This is a genomic window from Spirosoma fluviale (genome assembly GCF_900230225.1).
Taxonomy (GTDB): domain Bacteria; phylum Bacteroidota; class Bacteroidia; order Cytophagales; family Spirosomataceae; genus Spirosoma; species Spirosoma fluviale.
This window is the reverse complement of record NZ_OCNH01000003.1, coordinates 1,010,978-1,034,542: the sequence shown is the minus strand read 5'-3', so window position 1 is coordinate 1,034,542 and position 23,565 is coordinate 1,010,978. Positions and strand designations below refer to the sequence as shown.

The window sequence follows — 23,565 nt, the reverse complement described above, 5'->3', positions numbered from 1 at the left end:
TTACTCACTTCACCCCATTGCAATGAAAACGTACGGAATTTCGCTAACGAAGAGTAAGTTCCTGATCGTTTACCTGGATTCAGACACGGCCATTCCGGCTTCTTTTATTGAAACATTCAGCCCGCAGGCAACCATCATCTGCTTTACCAGTGCAGAAATGGCCTGGAGCTGGATTCAAGTCGGCAACAGAGCAGATTTGATAATCGCCAATGTTGACGTGGGCGGACTTTCAGTATTAGAAAAGCTACGCTCAGAGAAGATTGTGCCCACACCACCAGTTATTCTGATCACGAAAACAATAACCACGCAACTACAGGAAAAGGCTCGTCGGCTGGTAGCTCTGGATGTATTCTCCATTGTATCAGACATCGACAAGCTCAACCTGCGGGTTGACTACCTGATTCAAAAAGCAGCGTATCTGCATTCTGCCGCGCGCTGGGAAACTGTCGACCTACCCGAATTGACAATACCCATCTGGAAACGAGTGCTCGACATATCCGTTTCACTGGCTGTTTTAATTGCCCTTTCGCCCGTATTACTCGTAGCCGCAATACTGGTATTTATTGACCACCCCGGCCCTGTCTTCTACAGCTCCAAACGAGTGGGCAAAGATTATAAGGTCTTTGATATGTATAAGTTTCGCAGTATGCGCCCCAATGCAGACAAGCTAATCGCCGACATGTCTGCGCACAATATCTATAACACGGCCGAAACGGCACCAACCGATAATTCCCGATGTGAAAACTGTACGCGGGCCGGAATCCCCTGCCAACAGCCCCTTTTCCTGAAAGAGCAGCTCATCTGCGAGCGGGAGTACGTCAACGCCAAAAAGGCGAAGGCCATGTTCAGTAAGTTTCGGAATGACCCTCGGGTTACGCCAATCGGCGCTTTTCTGCGCAACACGAGCATTGATGAACTCCCTCAGCTGTTCAATATTATTCGGGGAGACATGTCGCTGGTAGGTAACCGTCCATTACCAATTTATGAGGCCGAACGGCTTACCACATCCGGCCACGTACAGCGCTTTGCGGCACCCGCCGGGCTAACAGGTCTTTGGCAGGTTACCAAGCGGGGAAAATCGAAGGGAGTTATGTCAGACCATGAACGGATTCAGCTTGATATTCAGTACGCCGAGAAGTTCTCATTCCGGACGGATATGACCATCATGCTCCGGACAGTAACGGCCGTATTTCAGCAGGAAAATGTATAACCAGGCTTCGGCGGCCTTCGCGGCTTATCTACACCTACTCACTCATTTCGTTGAAAAGTCAGCGTATGAATCTGTTTGACGCTATGCAACCTTTAGTATCCATCATTACGGTTAACTACGATCAGCCCGAGGTGACTGGCCAGTTGCTCAAATCACTTGAGCGGATCGACTATCCAAATACGGAAGTGTTTGTGGTTGACAATGGCAGTCCCAATCGGGGTGTCGACTCGCTGGCCAGTGAATTCCCAGGTGTTCACTTCATAAAAAGTAAAAAAAATCTGGGATTCGCCGGTGGCAACAATCTGGCGATAGACCATTGCAACGGGAAGTATCTGCTTTTTCTGAATAATGATACTGAAGTGGCACCCGATTTTTTACAACCCCTGGTCAACTGCCTCGAAACGCAGCCTAATGCGGGCATGGCCAGCCCCAAAATAAAATTCTTTCACGAAGACAACCTGATCCAGTATGCGGGTTCGGGCAAAATGAATCCCTATACCGGCCGAAGCTTTTTTGTGGGCAACCGACAAGTTGATCAGGGGCAGTTCGACAAAACCCAGCCGACGCCTTTCATCCACGGAGCCGCCATGCTTATCTCGCGCGAGGTGGTGCAAACCAGCGGGCTCATGAATGTCGAATTCTTCCTTTACTACGAAGAATTCGACTGGTGCGCCCGTGCCCAGCGCGACGGATTCACAACCTGGTATGTGGCCGAATCCGTAGTCTGGCATAAAGAGTCGGTCTCAACGGGTAAGTACAGTCCTTTAAAACTGTATTACCTGACTCGCAACCGGCTGTATTTCATGCGCCGGAACTTCCCGCTCGCCCAAAAACTGATGTTTCTCAGCTTCTTCACGCTGGTTTCGATCCCTAAAAACTCCCTGTCTTTTTTGTTAACCCGTCGCTTCGATTACCTGAATGCTTTCTGGAGCGGTCTACTATGGAACATAACCCGGAAATCCTCTTTATTATGAATTTACTTACTAACCTACTGACCACACTTTTCTTCTTCACAGCTGTCGAAACGATTTATTTATTCGTTTTCACAATGGCTGGACGGTTCGGGCGACTTCAGGCCCCTCCCGTCAGTTCAAATCCCGTTGCCAAGCGGATGGCCGTGTTGATTCCAGCCTATAAAGAAGACGCCGTAATTGTCGACACCGCAGAACAGGCGCTCAAACAGGATTATCCGGGCAATGCGTACGATGTCATTGTCATTGCCGATTCACTACGGAGAGATACACTCGACAAGCTGGCCAAACTGCCCATAACTGTCGTTGAAGTAAGCTTTGACGTTTCTACGAAATCCAAGGCGTTGAATGCCACCCTGAAAAAGCTCAACGCTAACTACGATGTGGCTGTCATTCTGGACGCCGACAACGTAATGGCGACCGATTTCCTAACCCACATCAATGCCGCTTTCAACGGTGGCTGGAAAGCGGTACAAGGCCACCGGGTGGCCAAAAATACCAATACCAGCGTCGCTATTCTGGACGCAGTGAGTGAAGAAATCAATACCTACATACTCCGCCGTGGTCACCGGGCGCTTGGCCTTTCGGGTAGTTTGATGGGCTCTGGTATGGCATTCGATTATACCCTGTTCAAACAATACATGGGGCAAATCGACACGACCGGCGGTTTCGATAAAGAACTGGAAATGCGACTCATCCACGATCACTACCGGATCGATTACATAGATGATGCTCTATGCTATGATGAGAAAGTACAAAGCGGAGCCGTGTTTGAGCGGCAACGGGCCCGGTGGATTGCCGCTCAGCTTAAGTACCTGCGCCGTAACTTACCCTCAGGCATCATTCAATTACTGAAAGGCAATCTGGATTATTTCGACAAGGTTTTCCAGACCATGTTTTTACCCCGCGTCATTCTGCTGGGCTTTCTTACCATTGGCACGGCTGCGGCACTTCTATTGAGAGCGCCCAACTTGTTGATGCTGGCGGGAGGCCAGCTCATAGTTCTCTTACTTTCCTTTTACGTTGCCACCCCCAAAGACCTTAAGTCCCTGATTACCTGGCAGGAAATAAAGCAGGTTCCCGGTTTATTCTTCCGCTTTTTACGATCCATAACCCGGCTGGGTGAAGCAGGTAAAAAGTTTATCAATACGCCCCATACCACCACCAGTACAGCCATTAACGAAGGGTAAACAACGAGTTAGGTACAATCACGTTCACTTATTTTTTTACTCATGCAAGACAGGAACTTCATCATCTGCATAAGTCAAACATCCTGGGAAGGGGTCTTTCAGAAGACGATTGTTCAACTCATGACTGAGTTGGCTCCCCGGCATCAGGTCCTGTTTGTTGACTATCAGTACACACTTAAAGACTGGATCATGGGCCTGCTGGGACGCGTGGAAGTTCCTCTCCGGGAATCTATCCGACTCCGCAACCCCCTCACCCGCAAGACCCTGGCCAACGGTGCTCAGCTTTACCTGTGGACGCCCCCCGTCAGCCTGCCCGTCAACTGGATGCCTAACCGATGGCACGACCGCGTCATGAAATGGAACGTTAAGCGGATGCTTAACAGCCTGCGCAAGGTGATTCCCCAGATTGACACCCAGCCTCCGCTGGTGGTTAACGCCTTCAACCCCGTTTGGGGACTGCCTATGCTGGGACAGCTCAACGAGAAGGCGACCATCTATTACTGCTTTGACGAGATAACGATCGAGTCGTGGATTGCCCGGCACGGCGGCCGCTGCGAGCAGGAATACCTGCCTAAGGTCGATGCCGTAGTGACCACCTCAGTAACCCTTCGCTCGGCTAAAAGCAGGCTTCAGCCCAGGGCCTTCTGTGTCAAGAACGGAGCCAACTATGACCTCTTCAGCCAGGCACGCCAACTGGCCCTGAACACCGACCGCAGCCGCCTTACGGTGGGCTACCTCGGCACGTCCGACAACCGCATCGACCTCGATCTGGTGGAGTACTGCCTGCGTGCCCTGCCTCAGGTAACCTTCCAGTTCATTGGCCGCATCACCGACGAGGTCGTTACCCAGCGGCTGGGGGGGTACCCTAACGTAGAGTTTATCAAACCCGTACCACCTGCCGAGCTGGTGCCTCTGCTGGCCCGTTTGCATGTGGGCATCATTCCATTCACCTGCAATGAGCACACGTATACGATCTACCCCCTGAAGATCAACGAGTATCTGGCCGCTGGCATCCCCGTCGTTTCTACCCGGTTCTCTATCCTGGACGACTTCGATCAGGTGGTTGACTTTGCCAATGAACCGGCTGCGTTTGTCGACGCCCTTAAGGAAGCACTGGCAGGAGTAAGCGACGAGCGGGTTGAGGAGTTTATCGAAACGGCGGCCTCCAACTCGTGGGTACACCGGGCCGAGGAGTTTGAAGACATCATGCAACAGGTCTTTGATGCTAAATTATCCGAACATGTTACACCCGTCGAGCAGGATTAGTCCTTCATTGCCGAAGGCAACAATAAGTTAGTAAACTATGAAACCACTCCACATCATAAAGCAGAACACCACACTCAAACGTTTTGTCCACTACCTGCTTATTCCGAGAGGGCAGGCACGGCCCCGTCGGTGGGTGAGCTGGTTCGTTAATCCACTTGTGCATGACCGGCACCGAACCTCCATAATACGCAGTACAGCGCGGCTCGATGTACTGCCTTTCCGGGTCTTTGAGTTAGGTGTCGAGTCGACGGTTGAAGATTACAGCGTACTCAACAATGGCGTAGGTGATATACGAATTGGTAATTTCTGCCGGATAGGCATTGGGTCCGTCGTTATTGGCCCGGTAAACATTGGCGCCCATGTTATTCTGGCTCAACATGTTGTGATGTCGGGTCTGAATCATGGATACGAAGACATTACAACACCCATCCGTTTACAACCCGTTACGACCCAACTCATTATTGTGGAAGATGAATGCTGGATTGGTGCCAACTCGGTGATCACGGCAGGGGTTAAAATTGGGAAGCACTCCGTGGTGGCCGGAGGCAGTGTAGTGACCAAAGATGTGCCCCCATATAGCATTGTAGCGGGTAATCCGGCACGGGTAATAAAGCAGTATGATTTTAGTCAAAAAGAATGGCTGAAAGTAGACGGCACCCGAAGAATGCCCACATAATCTAACACCAAAGCGCCCTGTGGGCCCTAAATCGCATGAAAAAAATTCTATTTATTCTATTGATCGCCCTCACAGGTTGTCAGCCCAAATTACCCCCACCAGAAGTAGATTTCACCAGCGTCGATGATGGCAAAGGCTTTGTTCAGTTTAGGGCCACCTCAATGAACGCAACGAGTTTTATGTGGGATTTTGGGGACAAAGGGGTAATCAGCAAAGAGAAGAACGCAAACCATGCCTATACCACAAACGGCATCTATCAGGTGAAACTGGAAGCAACGGGGCCCTGGGGAACAACCACCGTTACCAAGCCTGTGTCCGTAACGGGCGTTCGCGGTTCCATTATGTTCTGGATGCCCAAAGGCTCCAATAGTGTAAACGTCTTTATTAGAGATGTACGGGTCGGAACGATCTTCAACTTCTTTCCCAACGGCGTTACTTACTGCGGCACAACAGGTTGCGCATTGGCCAGCAACTTACCCGAAGGCGACCACCCGTTCGTTGCCCGCGAAGAAGGGAGCAGCGAAATAAAATGGAGTGGTGTCGTGAGTGTAGTGGGTGGTCAGTGTACGAAGAAAGCATTGACTTATTAAATGAAGCATCTCCTAAGTAGTCAAACCAGAAGCCGAAAACACAATCCGATGAAAATTTCCATGCCCCTGGCCTATACAATATGTACGTGGCTTACATTTTTCAGTTTAGGCAACAGTCTCCCCGTCCTGGCTCAGTCGGCCAAAGTAAAGAGTGAGATCGTCGTTAATGACACAGCCTACTTTGACTTAAACAGAGACATCACCGAGCAGTTGATCCCTTTTGAGGAGATTTATCAGATTGCCCTGCAATACTCGCCCATGATGAAGGTGCAGGGGGCTATGGCCAACAGCAAACTGGAGGCTTACCGCTACTCTAAAGTAACTGCTCTGGATTATATTTATCCTTATGCGAACTACGCACAGGGCAATCAAACACTCGTTGCAACGGGTACTAACCCAACGGATGGGCTTCAGTTAAGTAATGGCACCCGGTGGGGATTTAACGTACAGGTGCCCTTATCCACACTATTTGGCCGGCACAACCTTATTCAGCAAGCTAAAGCTGAGTATCAGGTTACCCAGCAACAAAAAGCCGTAATAGCCCTTGCTCTCAAACGGGAGCTTATCCGTATCTACCAGGATCTTTTGGTTGCCCAGCGCGTCATGAATGCCCGTGTTCGCGATGAGCAGGTAGGGTTAACTACCTATCGGGTCACAGAGGTTGAGTTACAGCAAGGCAAAGCACAACCCAGTCAACTGTCTCAGATCAGTAATATTTATACGCAGGCCAAAGCCTATGCAGAACGGGCACGGGGCGACTTCATGATCAACTACTATGATCTTGAAGCACTTGTTGGCACCCCGCTCCGGACGTTGATGATCAAATAGGCTTCATTCACAACACCCTGGCTATTAATCACTTCTATAATCGCTCAAAACCAGTCAGTCCATTTATGAACTCTCAAATCGTTAGTCGCCTTCTTCGACAAAATGTTATCTGGCTACTGTTAATGCCAGTTGTTGCCGCTTGTACGGCATACTATTTCACCCAGAACCAGCCCCGCGTCTACGAGTCAACCGCCACCTTATATACAGGTCTTACTTCCGGTTATTCGATCCTGTCGAACGAATCGAACGCCCGCGTCGACCACGAAGCGGTCGATAACGCTTTCGAGAATCTGCTCTCAACCATTTCATCGCGTGAAACAATGGCCCAAGTGTCTATCCGACTCCTGAGTCGCCACCTGATGCTGGAAGCGCCCGATACAATGATTATGGATCGCCGGAACTTTAATGAGCTGCGCAAAGCCGTTCCCGAAGCGTTGCGTGCCAGCCTGGTTGCCAGCCGAAACGAGCATATCGTTTATCAACGTCTCGATAGTATGGCCCACACAACCAGCGACAACCCGATTAAAAAGCTGCTGAATAATCCCGCATCGGACTACGCAACGGCCAAGATTGCCAAACAACTGAGAGCCATCCGGAAGAAAGACAGTGATATGCTCGAACTGTCTTTTCAGGCCGACGATGCCGGGTTAACGTATGCGACGCTGACGGAACTAATCAACGTTTTCAGTTACCGGTATGCGGGCTTTAAAACATCCGAAACAAGCCCGGTTGTTAGCTATTACAACAACCGAAATCAGGAAGCCATTCAACGGCTGCAACAGGCCGAGCAACGGCTGAAAGCATTTGAAGCAAACAACCAGATTATCAATTACGACGAAGAGAGCCGCAGTATTGCCCTTAACAAAGACATTCTGCAAAGCCAGTACAACGAAGAGTTAATGAAGTTAAAGGCGGCCAAAGCCTCTATGGATGCGCTGGGCAAACGCCTTGACGACCGGATGAGCGCGCTCACGGTAAACGATGAACTGCTTACCAAACGCCAGGAACTCACCACGGCAACCAGCCAGTTATCGCAGGCCCGAATGGCTGGCCGACCCAAAGAAACGATTGAGCAGCTTTCAGGAAAAGTTAATCGGCTCACCGACGATCTGAGAGTAACGGCTCAAAAATATTACAAGGCTGGAAACTCCACCGAGTCGCTCCCCCAAATGCACCTGCTGGATGAATGGCTTAACCGGCTCATTCAATATGAAGAATCCAAAGCACGGCTGACCACCTACGAAAAACGCCTGATCGACTTCAAAGATATGGCGGCTAAGTTCACTCCTCTGGGATCGACCCTTACCCAGATCAAGCGTGATGTAAGCGTTGCCGAAAAAGATTACATGAGCAGCATGGCGGCTCTGAACCAGGCCAAAACCCGGCAGAAAAACGCCGAAATGACCGGCCCACTCAAGTTGCTCGATGCTCCTCAGTTTCCACTGCACCCGCTGCCCTCCAAGCGCTGGATGATTCTTGGTGCCGCCTTTGGCGTTGGTCTGGTGCTGGCGTTGCTGTTGCTGCTGGTTCGTTACCTCGTGGATGGACGTATCTATGACGCCGGCCGATTTGAAGAGGTAACAAAGCTGCCCGTTGCGGCCTCATTCCCGAGGGTTCCTGCACAGACCCGAAGCAAGAAAACGCGCGTCATGTTACAGTACATGCTTGACAATCTGCGCAGTAGAGTTGAGGTAGACATGTACCCAACGTCAGATTACCGTTCGTACGTACTTATTTCCATCTGGAGCCCCCGGCCTAAACAGGGTAAAACCTGGCTGGCCAGCCAGTTGGCCGAGCAATATTCAGTAGCCGGAAAACGAGTGGCCCTCCTCTCCCCCTACGCCTTCAGCGAGATGACCAACTTGCCGCCCGACGTTACCGCCATCTCGTACGAAGTACGCAGCAATTTTGCCTACGCTAAAACCGTCGATCAGGTAGTTGGTGACCTCGCTCCGTTCGACTCACAACAGTACGACATTATTCTGCTGGAACTCCCCGACCTGAGCATTACCCCGATTGCAACTCATCTGGTAGCGCAGAGTAATCTGCTGCTGATGGCCGTCAGCGCCCGGATCACCTGGAATAGTACCGACCAGAATCTGTATCAGTTGTACCGCAAAGCGACGAAGTCCCCCATCCTGTCGATTCTGAATCATGTTCACCCCAGCCTGATCAGAGTCAGTCCATCCGCAGAAGGCCCCGTAGTGGTTGCAACGGGTGTTCCGCAACCCAATACTCTGGCAACACACCTTCCTACTCAGCAAACTGTTTAACAGATGGTTAACCAAACACTAAATGCGATCCAGACACTTTTGCGGAAAAATGCAGCCGTATCATTACTAGGCAACGGTACGGCTGCCGTTATCTCGCTCAGCACAACGGGCTTACTGGCGCGCTGGATGCCTCGTGAAGCATTTGGGAACTGGGTACTCTTTTTGGTTACCTATACCTTATTTGACACGCTCCGGTCTGGTTTGTTGCTCAACGGGATGATTCAGTACACGGCCGACCTGCGCGTTGAGTCCAGGACCTATGCATCCAGTCTGAAACGCTGGGAAGGTGCTGTCTGGCAGCTTGGCTTACTCATCACGATGGTTGTTGGGCCGCTCCTGATTGGATTAACCTACTGTTTCCCTACGCTCAGCGACTGGGTAGGCAACTCCGAAACAGCCGTTTGGTTCTGGATTATCAGCCTGGTATCGTTACCCGCCAACATTGCCACCTGGTTTCTGCACGCCCGGTCTCAATTCAGGCCCTTGCAATGGATACGGGTACTCACGCAACTGGTTTTTCTGTTGCTCATCGTTGGCTGTTACCAGTTTCATTTATTTCCGGCGAAGGGCCTGTACGGTTTATTTGCCATTGCCAACGGGGCAATCAGTGTTTGGGCTCTGTTTATTGGGTGGAGCCAGTGGCGCTCCATTCCGGCGGGGAGATCGGCCCAGCGGAACGCCCTCTTTCATTTTGGCAAGTACACCATTGGTACGCTCGTTGGTTCCAACTTACAACGCAGTGCAGACACCCTGCTGCTGGGTGCCCTACTGGGTCCGGAAGCGGTTGCACTCTATGCCATTCCACAGCGGCTTACTCAACTCCTCGACATGCCGATACGAAGCGTGGTGGTAACCGCCATGCCACGGCTGGTAAAACTACAGCAGCAGGGAAAGGCCAGCGAACTGGCGGCTTATTTTCAGCAAAGCGCGGGCTTGCTCTGGCTGGTAATGCTGCCTTTATCGATAGCCGGATTTGTGCTCGCCGAGCCCCTTGTTACGCTGCTGGGTGGCGGACATTACCGCGATGGGGCCACGTTAATGCGCTGTTTTATGCTTTATGGTGCCCTGCTTCCCCTCGACCGGTACTCCGGCGTTGGCCTGGATGCCATCGGCAAACCGCAGTTCAACCTGATCAAGGTACTCTTTATGCTCTGCATACAGATAGGGGGAGCTTTAGTCGCCTTACTCGTATTTAAATCAACCACGGCTTTGGCCGGTGTTTCAATTTTCACGTTCGCACTGGGTATGATGCTGGGCTTTCGCTTGCTGAAGCGCCATGTGCCTATCACATTAACTGGTTGTATACAAACCGGGTGGACCGAACTGGTCAGCCTGATTACCCGATTTCGTCATGAATGGATACGTTCAACAGTTAAAAATTTCCGTTGATCGCCAGACCGTCCTATTTGCCTTTTTAGGGGCAGTAGTGGCGCTTGGCACTGGATTTATTATTGCCCAGCGAGAATTAAAAGGAGCCGCGATCATCCTGCTGATTCCGATGGCCCTGGCCGTAGTGCTTCTTTGCCTGTATAAACCTAAACTGGGTTTGTTCATTTATTTACAATATGCGTTTATTGTCAATGGCATACAGCGCTTCAGTCCGGTCATAGCACCCTATGGACTGCTGGCCGATGGACTGCTGTTTTTGCTTCTGATTGGTGTTCTGATCAATTACAAACAGTTCGACTGGAAAAACCTGCATAACCCGGCGTTCTATTTGATTCTTTTCTGGACGTTGTACACCGTTCTGCAATTATTCAATACGGAGTTACCCGTGCTGGGAGCCTGGTTTTTTGCCGTACGTGCCGAATCGCTCTACTGGTTCCAGATAACCATTCTGGGTCTGCTGTTAATTCGGAGCAAAAAAGACATCGACACAATATTCACCATATGGCTGATCTGGTCGGTAGTGGCGGCAATCTGGGCGTTTAGACAACGCTATATCGGCCTGACGGCCGGCGAACAGCAGTGGCTCGATGCAGGGGCCAGCGTGACACACGTATTATTTGGCCAGTTACGCTGCTTTTCGTTCTACTCGGATGCCGGGCAGTTTGGTGCAGAAATGGCCTATGCTACCCTACTTTGCATAATACGGTTTCTGGATGAGCGTGTGTTGCGAATAAAGCTTCTGTATCTGGGCGTTGGCCTGGTCGTGTTTTGGGGATTTGCCGTGTCGGGCACACGGGGCGCGTTGTTTGTGATTCTGGCAGGCCTGCCCGTGTATATTATCTTACGCCGAAACTTCGCCATCCTGATTATTGGTGTACTGATCGGTGGCTCTTTGTTCGGTATGTTAAAATACACATCCATAGGCAGTAGTTTGTATGAGATTGAACGGATGCGTACCGCACTTGACCCCGACAACGACTCCTTCCAGGTTCGGCTGGATAATCAGAAAAAACTGGTTGATTACCTGGCAACGCGCCCTTTCGGCGGAGGTATTGGCAGTTCGGGAGACTGGGCCCGACGGTTTACTCCCAATAGTTTCCTGGCCGGAACCCCTCCCGACAGTTGGTATGTAAAAATCTGGATTGAAAACGGTATCGTAGGCCTTGTCATACACCTGGGCATGTTGTTATTCTTCCTGGTCCTGGGCATCTATAATACAACAAGGCCCGAGCTGGCAACCCATGCCCCTGATCTGAAGTTACTATTGCTTTCGCTTATTTGTGGCTACGCGGGCATCCTGGTTGCCTGTTATGGCAATCCCATTTTTGGTCAGTTTCCGACCAACTCAATCATGTCGATCACCATCGTCCTGTTATGTTCAACGCATGTGAGCCGGGAATACGTAAAACAAAAAAAGAAACAGGTGCTTCACCCTCAGGTAATGTAACCCACTGGCTCCAGTGTTTTTTTACTAACCTTCAGTCAGTTTGTACAACTTCATTGGCCGCTAACAAAAGCACCTGTCGAACCAAGCCTTTTCATTTTGAGCACCCGACATTCACGCCAAGCGTACCGAATCTTCTATGAATGCTATTTTCAACTTATTTGCTATACTCATCGGCGGATACACAGTAGCCAACACATTAAACCTGCTCCTGTGGTCGGTAGGTGGGCTTTTTGGCCACGCCGACGATGTTCCCATCGACTCGCCCCCCAAAACTTTCCGGCGTATTCTGGTATTGATTCCGGCTTATAAAGAGGATACCGTAATCATTGACTCCGTCAAAGCTAATCTGAAGCAGAACTACCCGAGCGACCTGTACGATCTGGTCGTTATTGCCGACTCATTCCAGCCACATACAATCAACCAGCTGAAAGAGATGCCCATTAAAGTGGTGGAGGTATCGTTTGCGGTCTCTTCGGTTAGCAAAGCATTGAATGCCGCTTTGATGCACTTCCCTGTCGGGAGCTACGATATTGCCGTAGTGGCCGATGCGGATAACCACATGGCACCCGATTTTCTGACCCGCATCAATGCTGCGTTTGAAGGCGGCTGGCGGGCCGTGCAGGGCCACCGAATTGCCAAGAACCTGAACACCAGTGTCGCCATTCTCGACGCAATCAGCGAAGAGGTGAACAATCATATTTTCAGAAAGGGCCATCGGGCTTTTGGCTTCTCGTCTACCCTGATTGGATCAGGCATGGCCTTTGAGTTACCCCTCCTGAAAAAGTACCTGAGCCAGATCCAAACGATTGGCGGGTATGACAAAGACCTGGAAATGAGGTTACTGAAGAATAAAATAGCCATTGGCTACCTGGAAAATGCATTCATCTTCGACGAAAAGGTGCAAACCTCAGGTATGTTTGAACGGCAGCGTACCCGTTGGGTAGAATCGCAGATTAACCAGGCCCGGTTGCACCTTGTCCAGGGCATCAGAGAGGGCGTCAATCAAAACTTCGACTACGTTGAAAAGGCAATCCAGACACTTGCTTTACCCCGAATTCTGCTGTTGGGCACAATCACCTGTAGTCTGATAATCAGCCTGCTGTTGCACAAGACCTGGTTTGCCGAATTGATGGGCGTTCAGTTACTGCTTTTTTTGATTACGCTGACCATTGCCCTACCCGGTTATTTACGCAGGCTCATTGGCATCAATGAGTTACTCATGGTACCCATATTGTTCTTTCGCTTTGTTCGATCGGTTATCAATTTCCGTCAGGCGAGAGGTCGTTTTTTACACACAACTCATGGTACTGACTCTGAGGTTATTGTTTAATACTGTATGGCGAACCTTTACTTTCAAAAGCACCGTTGCCCCTGCTGGCAATGACGATACTTACTCAACCACACAACCAGTATCCTGGCGGCCAATCTAACCACCCGAACTAGCCTGCTTAGCTGATTTTTCAATCAACTAAGCAGGCAAAACATAGCCCGGATACCCCCTAAGCCGACATTAAAAACCTAGCTCTGACCCGGTTACCCTGAATGGTATACGATGGCTCAATGTGGGTTTTATTAACCCTTTAAAACCAGATTTATGAAACTGTTGATTGAAGTGTTCCTCCTACTGATGCTACTTGCCGTACTCTACACATACCTGGGATACGGACTCCTGATCTACCTGATTGTCAAGCTGCGCAAGCTTATGGGCAGAAAACGCTCCATACCAAACAATAGCTCATTTATACCCGAGGTGATGCTCGTCGTACCCGCTTATAATGAACGGGACTGCATTGATGAAAAGGTCAATAATTCACTGGCACTCGACTATCCACCCGATAAACTTCATATCCTTTTCGTGACGGAGGGCTCAACCGATGGGACAACGGAATTAGTGGAACAGTATGCTACCACGAACCCGCGTGTTCATGTCATGGGTGGCCGTCAACGACTGGGTAAAATTGAAGCAGTTAATCGGGCTATGCACCAGATCAAAGCGCCTTATGTCATTTTTACCGATGCTAACACAACGCTCAACTCAGCGTCTATCAAGCACATAATCCGTCACTTCGCCGACCCCAATGTAGGTGCTGTAGCAGGCGAAAAACGAATCCAGCTCTTAAGCAGCGAAGCCGCTGTTGGGTCTGGAGAAGGGCTGTACTGGAAGTATGAGTCGTTTCTGAAGCGCCTGGACACCGAACTCTACAGTGTAGTAGGTGCCGCCGGCGAATTATTTGCCGTACGAACGGAGTTGTACGAACAGGTTGAAAAAGACACCCTGCTCGATGATTTTGTGATTTCGCTGCGTATTGCCGAAAGGGGCTATCGGGTAGTCTATGAGCCGGATGCCTATGCGTTGGAACGGCCTTCTTTTTCGGTTGGCGATGAGAAAAAAAGGAAAGTACGTATTGCGGCCGGTGGTTTTCAGGCAATCTCCCGCTTACAGCCACTGCTCAATATATTCCGCTACGGCTGGCTGTCTTTTCAGTACACCTCCCACCGGGTTATGCGCTGGGCAGTAGCCCCGTTTTGCCTGCCGCTCATTGTTATTCTTAATGGTTTGTTACTCGCGCTGCCGGGCAATGGCCTTCTCTCCGACACGGTCTATCAGGGGTTATTCGTGGCTCAGCTTGGATTTTACTCAGCAGCACTTCTGGGATATTACCTGGAAGACCGCCAAATACGAGTCAAGATGTTATTTGTCCCTTATTACTTCTCCTTCATGAACGGTTGTGCCCTGTTAGGCTATGTTCGCTACCGACGTGGCAACGACAACGGGATCTGGGAGAAAGTCCGCCGGGCGGCTTAGCATCTACCTCTCAGTGAGTCTTTACAATCAATCGTACTGCAATGGTTTTTAATAGCTTAACGTTTCTGGTATTTATTACGGTCTTCCTGTTGATTTACTTTTCGCTGACAGGCAGGGCCCGGTTATGGGTTTGTTTAATAGGCAGCTATTTATTCTATGGCTGGTGGGATTGGCGTTTTCTGGGGCTTATTGGCTTTACAACCCTCATGGATTATACGCTGGGGATTCTGATGGCTGGCTCCGACAGTGAGCGCTATCGAAAACGGCTGATTTATTTCAGCGTGACGGCCAATCTTCTCTTTCTTGGCTTTTTCAAGTATTTCAACTTCTTCGCCGACTCATTTCGCCAATTGGTGCAGGCGTTTGGGTTTCACCCCAGCGATACGACGCTGACAATACTCTTACCCATTGGAATTTCGTTCTACACCTTCCAGTCCATGAGTTACACGGTCGATATTTACCGCCGTGAAATTGAACCCGAACGCGACCTGGTTCGCTTTGCTGCTTTCGTTTCCCTGTTTCCTCAACTGGTAGCCGGACCTATTGTACGGGCGAAGGATTTTCTGCCACAGTTTAAGGCCGACAAACGCTGGGATTGGGATCGGTTTATGTCGGGGCTCACCCGGGTGTTGTGGGGGTTCTTTAAAAAGGTGGCCATTGCCGACTCACTGGCTCCGTTTGTTGAGCAGTGTTTCTCATTACCAGCTACTTTATCGTCTTTGCACATACTTCTGGGCATCATCTTCTATTCATTCCAGATTTACTGCGATTTTTCGGGATACTCGGATATTGCCATCGGTCTGGCCCGTATTCTTGGGTTTACGTTCGTCGAGAACTTCAAAACGCCCTATTTCTCCCGGAGCTTTACCGAGTTCTGGACACGCTGGCACATCTCCCTGTCATCCTGGCTACGCGATTACCTGTACATTCCGTTGGGTGGTAACCGGGGCGGCAAACTCAAAACCTACCGTAACATGATGATCACCATGCTCATTGGCGGGCTGTGGCATGGTGCAAACTGGACATTTCTGTTCTGGGGTTTTCTGCATGGCTCCTATCAAGTCATTCAACGCTTAATTCAGCCCTATGGCCGTCGGTTTTATCAGGTGCTGCATCTGCCCGTAGTTGTTCGGCAAGGCCTGGATATACTGCTTGTTTATTCGCTCACCTGTTTCGCCTGGATCTACTTCCGCAGCCCAACGTTTGCCATTGCCGATCAGGTGATCCACACCGTACTTTCGTTCGAAGACTTCAACTGGTCCAGTGTGATCAACAAGTTTACCGTCATAAAGGGCGTACTGCTGATTGCCATTTTACTGACGATTGAGGTTACGAATTTTCGGTTACACTATGCTCAACTGTTAATTCGTCGTCCGGTACTAAGGCTCGTTGCCTACGCGTGTATATTCTGGATTATTGCCCTGATGGGCACTTTCGGCGCGAATTCATTCATTTACTTCCAGTTTTAACGGGGCTATGCAAACCTGAAACTCGTTGTGTTCTACTTTAACGTACTCTTTTCATGAAACATGTTCTCTGGCTTATTGCGCTCGTCGTTTTTACGTTACTAGGCGACCGACTAGGCGGATCTCTACTCAATCGCTTTGTCAATAAAAGTCATTTCCGTTATTCACAACTTTACAAAGGAGAGGCAAAAGCGCAGGTTGCCTTTTTGGGCAACTCACGCGGGTTGTCGTTCTGCGAGCCTTATGTCCACCAGATTACGGGCCGCACAAGCTTCAACCTGAGTTACAACGCGATGCCCATGGATTTGGGATATACCCTCTTTCGCGATTACCTGGAACGGAACCCGGCTCCCCAAAAATTGATCATTGAGGTATCCATGTGTGGCCTGACGAACAAAGAGCTTGTTCTCATATTTGGCTGCTACGCGCCCTTTTCCAGGGGTTTGTCAGATCTTATTACGGCACATGATGCGAAAATAGGTATTGCAGGACAGGTGATTAACCTTCTTCGCTATAATGGTGAAGTATTTCAGCGAACGCTCTATTACTTAAATCGTGCTGATGATAACTGGCTGGCCAACCGCACTATTTCGCCGGGTATGCTTGAGGGCTTAGCCTTACAGCAACCGTATCGATTTGCCTTTGCCTCAGAGGAGATTTTACGAAACCTGGTCAAAACGGTAAAACTGGCTCAGCAAAGGGGGATTGACGTGAAACTGGTCCTTAACCCCTACCTGCCTGCTTTTGCCGCAAACAAAATTAAACAGGTTCAACCCTGGAAAAACGCAATAACAGCCGCTACCGGTTTGCCAGTAGCCGATTATTCACGTGCTATTCAGGGCAATGAGTTTTTCACCGATTATCAGCACCTGAACTTAAACGGCAGCCTGAAGTACATCTCTCTGTTAAAGAAAGATGCCATTTTAGATTAGTCGAATCCCGTACGCCTTTCCTCGTCGATCCGTATGGATTAGCCAGATTCTGTGACTAGAGTCGCCTGAACCAGTGAATATTGACCGTCATTTTAAGTCAGGACATTAATGAAACCAGTTAATTCCTCCACAAAAGATAAGGCTTTCATCCATTGGTTGTCAGGGCCGCTGGCGTTACTGTATGCTTATGTGTCGAGGACCTGGAAAACGTACACGATTATAGCTCTGTTTTTACCCACCTTCACATTTGCGACCCACATCGTTGGCGGGCAGCTCGAAATGGTGATGATTAACAGTACTTCAGGGCATTTTCGGGTAAAAATGACCTACTACTACAATGAAGCGCAAACGGCTAACCTTCCACAATCAACCAGCGATGTCGTCATTTTCAGGAAATCGGACGGAAAGAAAATGGCGGAGTTTACTCTGCTCAACAGTACAAGTACCAACCGCCCACCCGTTACGTTCGCGAATTCAAGCTGCGCATTAAGTAATAACTTACGTATTAGTCAGGTTATCTACCAGGCCGACATCCAGCTCGACACCGATACCTATAGTGATCCGCTGGGCTACTATATGATTCAGCAGAACTGCTGCCGTAACGCGAATATTGCGAATCTTAACAATCCGCAAACGACCCCTTTTCTCTTCTACCTGGAGTTCCCTGCACTCCGGCAGGCAGGTCAGGCTTTTGTCAATTCGTCGCCCGTTTTTCAGCCTCTCATCGGCGATTATATCTGTGTGGGTAGTCCGTTCACATTCTCTACCGTAGCAACGGATCCCGATGGTGATGAGCTTCGTTACTCACTGGTTACGCCTTTGGCCGGAACGTTTATTACCAGCACCAGTACACCCGTTATTAAACCGGCCCCCTACCCCGAAGTCAACTGGCGTGCCGGTTTTGGTGCACAGCAGGCAATACCGGGCAACCCAGCCTTATCTATAGATGCCCAAACGGGTATTCTTTCGGTCAAAGCCAGCCAAACGGGTCTTTATGTTTTTTCCATTCGGGTAGAAGAGTTCCGGAAAGGGGTAAAACTGGGAGAAATTCGCCGTGACCTGCAACTGCTGGTTCTGGATTGCCAGACGGTTGCTTTACCTACACCCGCCATACGCATCCAAAACCGGCCTTTGACCAGCACAGAAGCCAGTTTGTGCGCGGGCAAAACAATTCAGCTGGAAACAACAACGAACGCAGCCTGGAATTACCAATGGAGCAAAAACAACGTACCCATCAATGGAGCGACCGGTGCTAAATTAACAGCGTCGGAACCGGGGGAGTATAGGGTCACTATTTCGCTCGCTTCGGGGTGTAGCCAACGGGTAAGCTCCGAAAAAGTAAGCCTGAATGATGCCTCCGTAGTGGCTAAACTTACGTATACAGGCGCAGCATTAGTTTGCAAAAGTGGCGGTACAGTTCCATTAACGGCACCATCGGGTTACGGATACCGCTGGTTCCGGGATGGTGCCGAACTAAGCAACCAGACGGGGGAGACGCTGACGGCCACTCAACCAGGGCAATACAATGCACGCTTGTACGATGCCGATCAGGGCTGTATTATCGGCTCCGACACGGTAACCATAGCCCAGCGACCAGACCCGGTAATTACCCTAACATCACCTTCGGCCAAAACCGTTGTTTGTCCTGGCGACTCGGTACTGCTTTTAGCCAGTGGCGCAACCCGTTATCAATGGCATGTTGATGGGCTCGTGATTGATTCACCCAATAAGGCCTCCTTTTACGCGAAAACACCAGGCGAAATCACGGCAACGGGAGTCGATTCGGCGGGTTGCGAAGCTACCTCTCCTCCTTTCGTCCTTGGGCAATCAACGAGGCCATTAATCACCTTCGACTCCATTCCTCCGATTTGTGGTACGGATGGCCCACCTGTTACGCTAATAGCCAATCCACCCGGCGGATCATTTTCGGGCGAAGGGGTAGTTGGCAATCAATTCAGTCCGAAACTGGCAGGCATTGGTCGGCATGAGCTAACCTACGCGCTTCAAAGCTCGGTTAACTCTTGTGCCGCAGAATCCATTCGGCAACACGTTGACGTGATTAGGCCACCTGGTGTCGACTTACCCACGTCGCTAACGGTTTATAAAGGCAGCACTATCGATTTGGAGCCCATTTTAACGGGCCAGCCCGTGCAGTTCTCCTGGGAACCAACCCTATATCTCTCCGCTTCCGATCAACCGTACGTACAGGCCCTTAACGTACAGGAAGACATTCAGTACACCATCAGAGTAACCGGAAGTACGGGTTGCCAGAACTCAGATTCTATCCGAATCAAATTAATACGGCCTATCTGGATACCAGATGCCTTTAGTCCAAATGGTGATGGCCTGAACGATACCTGGCAATTAACTGGAATTGACGCGTACCCTGAGGCAAAGCTTACCATTTTTAACCGCTGGGGCGATATTGTTTACTATGCCGCAGACGGATATAGTCGTGCCTTCGATGGCACTTTTGCCAATAAACCACTACCGACCGGATCGTATTCGTATGTCCTGATCCCCTCCTCCTCAACGCCCCCCCTGAAGGGTTGGGTCTTGCTTTTGCGCTAACTCCATTTGCTTTACCGGTAAGCCATGAAGTAGTTAGTAGCCCCCCTCTTTTGTAACCCAAACAAAAATGTTTAACACAAACGAATAAATTTGTGACCGTTTAATCAACAAATCAATCTAATTACCCTATTATTGTCTTTTCAAATTCGATTTCTCTCAACTATGTAATCTTTTACCGGGATTCATAGAATAATTATATTTATTATGTTAATAATATATATTTACATAATAAATGTTTACAAAATACGCCCACACACTGCTTTAAACCGCCTTTAGTATACGTTTATTTCTTAATGCATTAATTAAGGAATATTGTCGTTGTTCAACGAAGCAACAAACGATATTCCTTAATTAATATATCCGTTAATTTAAATTTATAAATCAATATAAACCGTAACAAAATGAGGGTTATTCTAACTGCCATTTTAGTTGTTACCTCTTTTTATCACACATTCGCCCAGAGCTGCGATTGTGATATTACTATCTCAAAAGCAGCCATGTACGATGGCAAGGCGCTGGGCTACAAACCAGGCCAGACAATCTGCATTGCAGCCGGTAACTACCCTTATCTTTACTTTAAGAACATTGTAGGATCGTCTGGCAAACCCATCAAGTTCATCAACTGCGATGGGCGGGTTACGGTTGGCACCTCAAGCGGCACAAATGGTATTCAGTTTTATGACAGCAAATTTGTCAAACTGACCGGCTCGGGCGATAGTGACTATAAATACGGTATAAGGCTCACGAAAACCCCCAGCGGAGCATCGGGCATCAATGTAACGGGCTTTAGCTCCGATTTTGAGATCGAGCGGGTTGAGGTATCAGGCACGGGCTTTGCCGGGATCATGATCAAGATGGACCCCACCTGCAATCCGGCCACCTGGCGGGGAAACTTCAGCATGTACAACATCAAGGTACACGACAACTATGTGCATGATACCTACGGCGAGGGCATGTACATTGGGAACTCCTTCTGGAACAGTGGTATAACCAAAAACTGCGATGGAGAGAGCAAAGTGGTGTATCCGCACAACATTTATGGTCTGGCCATTTACAATAATCTGGTCGAACGCACCGGTGCCGAAGGCATCCAGTATGGCTGTGCACCGGATTACCGGGTGTATAACAATGTGGTAAACTATGCCGGGATCTCTCCGTTTGCAACCTACCAGAACAATGGCATTCAGGCTTCGGGGGGCGTAGCAGGCCGTTTATACAACAATATCGTCAAAAATGTAAGTGGCAACGGGATTATTATTCTTGGTCACTCTGGAACCAACCTGATCTACAATAACCTGGTTACGGATATTGGAGGAATAGGCGTTTTTTGTGACAACCGCGCCGGAACCCCAGCTGGTAACAGCATCATATTCACGAATAATACGATTGCTAATACTGGTAAGGAAGGCTTTGCGCTGTATAACAAACTGGATAGAAGCACTCTGGCCAACAATGCAGTAATCCAGTCGGGAGTGGGTAAATTGCTGAATACGCTGCCGGGCGTTCAGGTAACGCAGTCGGCCAATTACTACGGAGCTTCAGTTAGCTCGGCTTTATCAGACGGAGTATTTGATAGTAGTTTTAATCCACTATCGGGATCTCCTTTGGTTGACAAAGGCATAACCAATAACTATTGGGGCGTTAGGACAGACCTCAATGGGAAAGGCCGTCCTAAGGGAAAAGGAATCGATATCGGTGCATATGAATTTGACCCATCGCCCGGTGCTCGTCTGGGCGCTGAATTTAGCGGAATAGAAGTGGGAGTTCGGCAGGTTCTTTCCTTCCCGTCGCCCTGTATAAACGAAGTGTTCCTCCAATTGACGAATTCGGAATTAGCCATTTCAGAAGCCACCATTTACACCGTTGACGGTAAGCCGGTTACAACCATAAAACCAGCCACAACAACCAGCGAGCTTCGGGTCGAAACGGCTTCTTTACCAACGGGTTTATATGTTTTTAAAGTCGTTACGTCGGAGCTTAACGTGTTGGAAGGTCGGTTCATCAAACAGTAAGTCAACCTCATTCAATTAGTTAGAAAACCAAACAAGGCTCCGGGAAAACTTAACGTAAGTTTTCCCGGAGCCTTGTTTGATTCCTGATTGGTACGATTAAAAGAAGGGATCGTTAACTAATCTCCTTACCAAAATTTCAATTCCTGAAAGGTACGATTAAAAGGACTACTACGTCAGTTGTACATACGAGTTGGCTCCATTGAGCCGGTACAAATTACCCAGTTGAGTTGGTGCTTTTATTGGGTAATCAGTATAAACAAAGTTTGTTAAATCATACTGCAACAATTCCTCATCAAAACCTGAGGGCAATCGTTCAAAATAGACGTAGCTACCCTTCGGATGTGACATGTCAACGAAATCCAGTTGGTCTTTTCCACTCGCTATGGCGTTGGAATCAGTCTTTACACGCCTATCAAACAGGCTTACTAAGGCAAACGATTCGGTTGGCATTGTTCTGTCAATCTCATATTCATGTACGTTATCCCACCAGGCCGTAAATTCATTCTTGCCCAGATAAGGAACAAACTCAGCTTCCTGCTGTTTTATGCGGGTTGCCAGGCGAGCCTGCACGTCATTGGTATGATCGAGAAGTACGAAAACACGATAGGCAGGGCATCTTAACGTATTCTCATGTACAATAAGAGCTCCATCGGCATTGGCGTAACCAACGGTATTGGTGTACGTAATAGCCACTTTTGCGAAGCTTCCCCGTTCATGATTGAGTGGCGCTATACCCACTAATACCGATTTTAACAGGGTGTAATACTGGGGCCAGTGGCCTTTTTGCTGATACCCTTTCAAACCGGCTATAGCCCCCATAATACCTAATAAGGCCGGCTTATGCAGCATATTGTACGAATACTGAATGCCTTCATTAACGTCCGGTTTACGAAAAAAGCCAAAGTCAGCCTTTAAATCAAAAGACAATAACTCCTTCCAACCAGTAACCGGCGGTTCAGAGGTAGTTTCAGGCATCATGGGTTCAATTCTAAAAAGACAGCTTCACTGGGCGCACCGATCACGTTTGATACTGTAGGATCGTAATGAAGCTCAATCTTCTCAATATGTTTGGTTACAGACGGTTTTTGGAGGATTTCAGTAACGCTGGACAGATCAATTTTACGATCTTCACCTACCTGAATCAGGTCTACAAACGAGGGCAAGACCAGCATAGAGCCCACCTTAAGCTGTACCCACAACATCAATTCGTTTTCCGTCCCTGCTTTAGCCGCCGAATCATAAAAAGTGGCACCCTGCGTTAAGGCTTTTTTGGCTTTATCAATATCCTCGTCGCTGATCGCTTTGCCACCACATAACTCAATAAGATCGCTGCTGTTGTGCGGGTTCAGCGAAAAACCATGTACATAGTGACCCTCTTTCAACTTCGACTGCGTACCCAGTGAACTCATCGTAGACTCCGCACTAGTTGCGCCGGGATTCCGAAAGGGCGTCATAATCTGTTCGAAGTAAATAACGCCTTCAACAAACCGATTGACGCCATGAGTTATTTGCAAAGGCCCATGAATCGACAAACTGGTTTTACCGGCATACGTCCCGCCAAACAAGCGAACATCGATGCACTCGAACAAATGTTTAGCTACCGTTCGGCGTAACTGAGCGTCTTTTTCTTTGGGATACACGCCAAAATAGTGTTCATAGCTTTCGTCCAGCGTTCGAGGCTGCAACTCCGTATTGAGTGTTTTAAGGTAAAATACCTTTTCACCAGGGAAGGCCTTTTTGAGGTAATTTCGTACGGTATATTTTAGCGCTTTATCTGTAGCGTAAACAGTTCCATCCGGTAAGGTGCGGGGCTGATGCGAGAAATCAGCGTTGTAATTTGAATTGACCGACTTTATAATGACGCATCCGAAGACACGGTTAAAAAAAGGATTTCCCATAACAGGGTTTACGATAAGAAAAGAGTTATTATTCCGGGCG

Annotated in this window: 18 protein-coding genes; 16 read left to right on the top strand and 2 right to left on the bottom strand. The window is 49.1% G+C overall.

Annotated features, from left to right (window positions below; all coding sequences use genetic code 11):
• The first annotated feature begins 22 nt into the window (after window positions 1-22).
• From CRO74_RS31680 to CRO74_RS20215, 16 genes are all read left to right on the top strand, one after another.
• Window positions 23-1,210: a sugar transferase gene (locus tag CRO74_RS31680; RefSeq protein ID WP_097128293.1), complete on the top strand. Its 1,188-nt coding sequence runs from the start codon at window positions 23-25 to the stop codon at window positions 1,208-1,210.
• Window positions 1,211-1,293: 83 nt separating this feature from the next.
• The gene (locus CRO74_RS20285) at window positions 1,294-2,184 is read left to right on the top strand and encodes a glycosyltransferase family 2 protein (protein WP_179830254.1); all 891 of its coding nucleotides are present in this window, start codon (window positions 1,294-1,296) and stop codon (window positions 2,182-2,184) included.
• Window positions 2,181-3,371, top strand: coding sequence for a glycosyltransferase family 2 protein (locus CRO74_RS20280; protein WP_097128289.1), 1,191 nt, complete (start codon window positions 2,181-2,183; stop codon window positions 3,369-3,371). Before CRO74_RS20285 ends, CRO74_RS20280 begins: the two co-directional genes overlap by 4 nt.
• Window positions 3,372-3,413: 42 nt before the next feature.
• On the top strand, window positions 3,414-4,637 hold the full coding sequence (locus tag CRO74_RS20275) for a glycosyltransferase (protein WP_097128287.1): 1,224 nt from the start codon (window positions 3,414-3,416) through the stop codon (window positions 4,635-4,637).
• Between the two features lie 37 nt (window positions 4,638-4,674).
• Window positions 4,675-5,313 carry an acyltransferase gene (locus tag CRO74_RS20270; RefSeq protein WP_097128285.1) on the top strand — a complete coding sequence of 213 codons (639 nt, stop codon included), beginning with the start codon at window positions 4,675-4,677 and terminating at the stop codon, window positions 5,311-5,313.
• A 35-nt stretch (window positions 5,314-5,348) separates the two neighbouring features.
• Window positions 5,349-5,903, top strand: a complete 555-nt coding sequence (locus CRO74_RS20265; RefSeq protein WP_097128284.1) for a PKD domain-containing protein — start codon at window positions 5,349-5,351, stop codon at window positions 5,901-5,903.
• Between the two features lie 48 nt (window positions 5,904-5,951).
• Window positions 5,952-6,731, top strand: coding sequence for a TolC family protein (locus CRO74_RS20260; protein WP_179830253.1), 780 nt, complete (start codon window positions 5,952-5,954; stop codon window positions 6,729-6,731).
• Window positions 6,732-6,796: 65 nt separating this feature from the next.
• The gene (locus CRO74_RS20255; RefSeq protein ID WP_144035955.1) at window positions 6,797-9,004 is read left to right on the top strand and encodes a GumC family protein; all 2,208 of its coding nucleotides are present in this window, start codon (window positions 6,797-6,799) and stop codon (window positions 9,002-9,004) included.
• 3 nt (window positions 9,005-9,007) lie between these two features.
• Window positions 9,008-10,393, top strand: coding sequence for a lipopolysaccharide biosynthesis protein (locus CRO74_RS20250; protein ID WP_097128279.1), 1,386 nt, complete (start codon window positions 9,008-9,010; stop codon window positions 10,391-10,393).
• Complete coding sequence (locus tag CRO74_RS20245) at window positions 10,356-11,840, top strand: O-antigen ligase family protein (protein WP_097128277.1); 1,485 nt, start codon at window positions 10,356-10,358, stop codon at window positions 11,838-11,840. The genes CRO74_RS20250 and CRO74_RS20245 overlap by 38 nt, the downstream gene beginning before the upstream one ends.
• Window positions 11,841-11,976: 136 nt before the next feature.
• Window positions 11,977-13,170 carry a glycosyltransferase family 2 protein gene (locus tag CRO74_RS20240; protein WP_097128276.1) on the top strand — a complete coding sequence of 398 codons (1,194 nt, stop codon included), beginning with the start codon at window positions 11,977-11,979 and terminating at the stop codon, window positions 13,168-13,170.
• 264 nt (window positions 13,171-13,434) lie between these two features.
• Window positions 13,435-14,646, top strand: coding sequence for a glycosyltransferase family 2 protein (locus tag CRO74_RS20235; RefSeq protein ID WP_097128274.1), 1,212 nt, complete (start codon window positions 13,435-13,437; stop codon window positions 14,644-14,646).
• Between the two features lie 41 nt (window positions 14,647-14,687).
• Window positions 14,688-16,115: an MBOAT family O-acyltransferase gene (locus tag CRO74_RS20230; protein ID WP_097128271.1), complete on the top strand. Its 1,428-nt coding sequence runs from the start codon at window positions 14,688-14,690 to the stop codon at window positions 16,113-16,115.
• 53 nt (window positions 16,116-16,168) lie between these two features.
• Window positions 16,169-17,044 (top strand): hypothetical protein, encoded by an 876-nt coding sequence (locus CRO74_RS20225; protein ID WP_097128269.1) that lies wholly within the window; start codon window positions 16,169-16,171, stop codon window positions 17,042-17,044.
• A gap of 108 nt (window positions 17,045-17,152) precedes the next feature.
• Window positions 17,153-19,615: a T9SS type B sorting domain-containing protein gene (locus CRO74_RS20220; protein ID WP_097128268.1), complete on the top strand. Its 2,463-nt coding sequence runs from the start codon at window positions 17,153-17,155 to the stop codon at window positions 19,613-19,615.
• 401 nt (window positions 19,616-20,016) lie between these two features.
• Window positions 20,017-21,627 carry a right-handed parallel beta-helix repeat-containing protein gene (locus CRO74_RS20215; RefSeq protein ID WP_097128266.1) on the top strand — a complete coding sequence of 537 codons (1,611 nt, stop codon included), beginning with the start codon at window positions 20,017-20,019 and terminating at the stop codon, window positions 21,625-21,627.
• Between the two features lie 168 nt (window positions 21,628-21,795).
• Here CRO74_RS20215 and cas5b read toward each other — a convergent pair whose 3' ends face one another.
• Window positions 21,796-22,605: a type I-B CRISPR-associated protein Cas5b gene (gene cas5b / locus CRO74_RS20210; RefSeq protein ID WP_245877923.1), complete on the bottom strand. Its 810-nt coding sequence runs from the start codon at window positions 22,603-22,605 to the stop codon at window positions 21,796-21,798.
• Window positions 22,602-23,525, bottom strand: coding sequence for a type I CRISPR-associated protein Cas7 (locus tag CRO74_RS20205; RefSeq protein WP_097128264.1), 924 nt, complete (start codon window positions 23,523-23,525; stop codon window positions 22,602-22,604). Before CRO74_RS20205 ends, cas5b begins: the two co-directional genes overlap by 4 nt.
• Window positions 23,526-23,565: the final 40 nt, after the last annotated feature.